This window comes from Corallococcus aberystwythensis (genome assembly GCF_003612165.1).
In the GTDB taxonomy this organism is placed as follows: domain Bacteria; phylum Myxococcota; class Myxococcia; order Myxococcales; family Myxococcaceae; genus Corallococcus; species Corallococcus aberystwythensis.
On the sequence record NZ_RAWK01000443.1, the window covers coordinates 1 to 4,647 of the forward strand.

At 70.0% G+C, this 4,647-nt stretch carries 5 protein-coding genes; 2 read left to right on the forward strand and 3 right to left on the reverse strand.

All coding sequences use genetic code 11. The features are described from left to right. The first annotated feature begins 250 nt into the window (after positions 1 to 250). Positions 251 to 2,473, forward strand: a complete 2,223-nt coding sequence (locus D7W81_RS39895; RefSeq protein WP_120560557.1) for a serine/threonine protein kinase — start codon at positions 251 to 253, stop codon at positions 2,471 to 2,473. Here the strand turns inward: D7W81_RS39895 and D7W81_RS39900 are convergent. Then, positions 2,470 to 2,802 (reverse strand): rhodanese-like domain-containing protein, encoded by a 333-nt coding sequence (locus D7W81_RS39900; RefSeq protein WP_120560558.1) that lies wholly within the window; start codon positions 2,800 to 2,802, stop codon positions 2,470 to 2,472. The two genes, D7W81_RS39895 and D7W81_RS39900, sit on opposite strands and share 4 nt — an antisense overlap. A gap of 101 nt (positions 2,803 to 2,903) precedes the next feature. On the opposite strand from D7W81_RS39900, the gene D7W81_RS39905 reads away from it, so the two are divergent. After that, a complete protein-coding gene (locus D7W81_RS39905) occupies positions 2,904 to 3,287 on the forward strand; it encodes a HesB/IscA family protein (RefSeq protein WP_120560559.1) in 384 nt (127 codons plus the stop codon). A gap of 78 nt (positions 3,288 to 3,365) precedes the next feature. On the opposite strand, the gene D7W81_RS39910 is transcribed toward D7W81_RS39905, so the two are convergent. Both D7W81_RS39910 and D7W81_RS39915 read right to left on the reverse strand, forming a co-directional pair. Further along, complete coding sequence (locus tag D7W81_RS39910; protein WP_120560560.1) at positions 3,366 to 3,884, reverse strand: acyl-CoA thioesterase; 519 nt, start codon at positions 3,882 to 3,884, stop codon at positions 3,366 to 3,368. A gap of 34 nt (positions 3,885 to 3,918) precedes the next feature. Next, the coding region (locus D7W81_RS39915) for a deoxynucleoside kinase (protein WP_244227763.1) at positions 3,919 to 4,647 on the reverse strand (729 nt) is incomplete at its 5' end.

The following is a 4,647-nucleotide window of genomic DNA, read 5'->3' on the forward strand; positions in this document are numbered from 1 at the left end:
GGGCGGGGGTGAGGACGCCCTGGAGCTGGTCCTCCGCGTCCCGCCAGGACAGGGCCAGGAGGTCCCCGCGCCGCTCGACCTTGATCTGATCCGGTGCCGGGGCCGCGGCGGCATGCAGGGCCAGCAGGCAGGTCATGACGACCCACCCCCACGACAAGGTCCTGCGCCTTTGCCTCATGGGCCGCTGTCCCCTAAGATGCGCTGCCCTGTCACCTTCCACTGAGCCCGCTCCCCCCGGGGAGTACCCGGGATGAACCCTCAAGCATTCGGGAAATACCAGCTCATCAAGAAGCTCGCCACGGGCGGCATGGCCGAAGTCTGGCTTGCGCGTCAGTCCGGAATCGAGGGCTTCCAGAAAGAGCTTGTCGTCAAGCGCATCCTCCCGCACCTCGCGGAGGACCGCGAGTTCGTGGAGATGTTCAAGAACGAGGCGCTGATCGCCGCGCGCTTCAACCACCCGAACATCGCGCAGGTCTACGAATTCGGCGAGGCCAACGGCACCTACTACATCGCCATGGAGTTCATCCACGGCGAGGACCTGGGCCGGGTCATGCGCAAGGCCAGCGGGATGAACCAGTGGATCGCCCGTCCGCTGGCCATCCGCATCGTCGCCTCCGCGTGCGAGGGCCTCTACTACGCGCACAGCCGCAATGATGACCGGGGCCAGCCGCTCAACGTGGTGCACCGGGACATCAGCCCGCAGAACATCCTGATCAGCTTCGATGGTTCCGTGAAGCTGGTGGACTTCGGCATCGCGAAGGCCGCGGATCAGGCGTCGATGACGAAGTCCGGCGCCATCAAGGGCAAGTTCGCGTACATGGCGCCCGAGCAGGCCGCGGGCAAGCACCTGGACCGGCGCGCGGACATCTTCGCCATCGGCCTGGTGCTGTACGAGATGCTCACCGGGCACCGGCCGCTCAAGAAGGACTCGGAGCTGGCCACGCTCCAGGCGGCCATGGAGTGCTCCATCCCGTCCCCGTCCGAGGTGGCCGACGTGCCCCGGGACATGGACCATGTGGTGATGCGCGCGCTGGCCAAGAGCGCGGACGACCGCTACGACAACGCGCGCGAGTTCCAGACGGCGCTGGAGGAGCTGCTCGTCAACGAGCGCTGGCTCGTCACCTCCGGGCAGATCTCGGAGCTGATGAAGACGCTCTTCGCGGACCGGCTGGACGAGGAGCTCAAGCAGGGCCAGTTCGTGCCGGTGGGCGAGGACTCCAACACCGCGCCGCCCCGGCCGCCCCCGGACATGAGCTGGGACGCGCCTCCGGGCGAGTCCTCCCAGTCCCAGCCGCGCGAGCGCTCGCGCGGCAACACCCGCACGGGCTCCGTGCCCCGCCGCGCGACGGGCATGTCCCCCGCGCTGGCGGAGGACCCGAACGAATACGACGCGCCGTCGCTCACCGGCGTGGAGCCGCAGCCCCGGCGCCGCTCCAGCGTGTCGGAGCCGGCGGTCCGGCGCGGCACGTCCACCAGCAACCCGAACGCGACGCAGATTGCCCGCACCAACTCGCGCTCGGACCTGCGCAGCCAGTCCGCGGAGGACGCCCCGGCGCCCCGGCGGAGCATGTCGCGCGCCGTGCCGGTGTCGGAGCCGCCCATGCGTTCGCGCTCGGGCGTGCACCGGATGGACCTGGAGGACGACGAGCGCACGCGCCTGCCGCCGCCAGAGGATGAGACGGAGCCCGCGCCCCTGCCGCCGCGCCGTCGCACCAGCACCAGCCAGTCCGCCGTCGAACCGCCGCGCCGCCGCACCTCCAGCCGCGTGGACGCCCCGCGCGCGCGCCCGGTGGCCCCGCCTCCGGTGGAGGACGACGAGGACTCCGGCGAGCGCCGCCCGTCGCGCCACGCGCCCACCGCGCTGACAGAGCCGGTGAAGCCCAAGGGCGGCAGCGTGCGCACCCTCGCCGCGGTGGGCCTCGTCGTGGGCCTGCTCGCGCTGGGCGTGCTCTTCCGCGAACCCATCATGCTCGCGCTCACCTCCAAGGCCGCGGACGCGCAGGGCGTGTGGCTCACGGTGAACACCAACCAGCCGGTGAAGGTGTCCGTGCGGCACACGGAGCGCTGCGGCAGCCCGGAGCCGGTGACGCTGCTGGGCACCGCGCCGCTCACGCGCGTGCAGGGCGCCCACCTGCAGGACACGCTCATCCTGGAGAACGACGCCCAGGGCATCTACCTGGAGGACTCGGAGGAGCTCGCGTTCGGCCAGCCGGGTGAGCTCAAGACCTTCGAGCGCAGCTTCAAGGAAGGCACCCTCAAGCTGAAGATCACCCCCAAGGGGATGACCACGGGCCTGACCGTGTACCGGAACAACCAGATGATGGGCAGCGCCGGCACGACGCTCAAGCTGATGGAGGGCAAGCAGCGCCTGGAGCTGCGCGGCAAGCAGCTCAAGGAGCCCGTCGCCTTCGAGGCCACCATCAAGGCCGACGAGACGACGGACCTGCCGTTGGACCTGGCCTCCGCGCTCTAGTAGCGCGGCAGGGACGGGTCCACGGTGCGCGAGTACAGGTCGATGCCGCCCTGGAGCGACACGGCCTGCAGGCCCCGGTCGATGAGGTACGCGGCGCCGTCCAGGCTGCGCACCCCGTGGTGGCAGTAGACGACCACGGGGCGGCCCCGGAAGGCCTCCAGCTGTTCGTGGAAGTCCTCCAGCTCCGGCAGGGGCATCAGCACCGAGCCGGGCAGGGCCACCCATTCGTGCTCGTGCGGGAAGCGAACGTCCACCAGCACGGGGCGCGACTCGGGGGGGCCGGCCAGGCGCCGGGCCAGCTCGGCGGGTGTGATTTCGGGGATGGGCATGGGGGTTATCTTCTGTTGAGCCGGGAAGGGGCCCGTCAGGTCCCTTGGCTTTTCAGGCGCCAGGGCGTTATGAGGCGCCGTCTACGAGGAGATTGAAGCACATGGACACTTCTACCGCCGTCGCCGGCACCACGCCGGACTCCCAGCCCGCCGCCTCCGAGCCCGTCGTCCTGACGGCCGCCGCCATCGCCCAGGTGAAGACGGTCATCCAGGCCCAGGGCTTCCAGGGCTACTTCTTCTCCATCCGCGTGGTGCCCTCCGGTTGCAGCGGCCTGGGCTACGACCTGAACCTCGTCAAGGAGCTGAAGGCGGGCGACCAGACGTGGGAGCAGGACGGCGTGACCATCGCCACCGACGCGCTGAGCGCCCAGTACCTCTCCGGCACGCACATCGACTACGTCACCAGCGTCACCGGCGCGGGCTTCAAGTTCGAGAACCCCAACGCCAAGTCGTCCTGCGGCTGCGGCACGTCGTTCACCACCTGAGCCGCTGACTTCCAGCGCGCGGTGGAAGAGGGGCCGGGATGGGACGCCAGTCAGGCGTGCCCCCGGCCCTTCGTGCGCTCAGGCGCCGGCCACGGGCTTCATCACCTTCATCCAGGACTGCTCCTCCTTGCCACGGCCCCGGCGCTGGGCGCGGCGGGCTTCGGCCTCCTGGAAGGCCTGGCGCTCCGCCTCCGACTCCAGCAGCAGCGGCGGCACCGGCACGCCCTTGCCGTCCTGTCCCTGCGCCACGAAGGTCAGCAGCGCGCTGGTGGTGAGGTGCCGCTCACCGGTGAGCGGGTTCTCCGCGTGCACGGTGACGCCCACTTCCAGGGACGTGCGGAACGACGCGAGCACGCGCGCGTGCAGCAGGGCAATCCAGCCCACGCGGATGGGGGCGTGGAAGTGCAGGTCGTCCATGGACGCCGTCACCACGACCTGACGGCAGTGGCGCTGGGCGGCCACGGCGCCGCAGATGTCGATCCACTGCATCACCTTCCCGCCGAACGCGGCGTTCAGGTTGTTGGCGTCCGGGGGGAGGATGAGCTGCGTCATCACCACTTCGGAGTCGCGCGGGCTCTTCGGGCTGAGGTCGTGCATGGCGCCACCGAGCGTCGCACGAAACGGCGCCGCGTCAGGCCAGGAATGCGGAGACGCGGTCCATGAACTCCTCGCGGCCCTGGCCCCGGCGGATGTCCTGCTTGGACACGTCCACCACCAGGCAGTCCACGCCGTACTTCTCCTGGAGCACCTGGGGGAAGCCCGCGTAGTAGCCGTTGAGGCCCTTGAGGAACTGCCGCCCGATGCCCTTCTCCTCCGCGCGGCCGCGCGTGCGGATGCGCTGGAGCAGCACGTCCTCCGAGGACACGTCGAAGCAGATGACCTTGTCCGGCCGCACGATGTGGCGCGACAGCCGCTGGAAGTACTCGTAGTAGAGGTCCAGCTCCGCGTTCGTCATGTGCCCCAGGCCGTGCAGGTACTTGGCGAAGATTTCCGGGTCCTCGTAGAGCGTGCGGTCCTGCACGCAGCTCTTCCTGACGGAGTGGATGAGTTCGTGGTGTTCCACGCGCCGGATGAGGAACTCCAGCTGCAGCGTGAACGACCACCGCGTCATGTCGCCGTAGTAGTCGCGCAGGAAGCGGTTGTCGATGACGGGCTCGTCGAACAGCTCGAAGCCGAAGCCCTCGCTGATGAGCTTCGCGGCCGTCGTCTTGCCCGCGCCGATGTTGCCCGCCAGCGCCACGAAGCGCTTGGCGCGGGGCACCTTCAGCTTGAGCGTGTTGCGGGCGGCGGGCTTCGGCTCGGCGCCGTTCGTGGGCGGCGCCTTGGACGCGGGCGGCTGGGTGCGGGACGTCGCCGGACG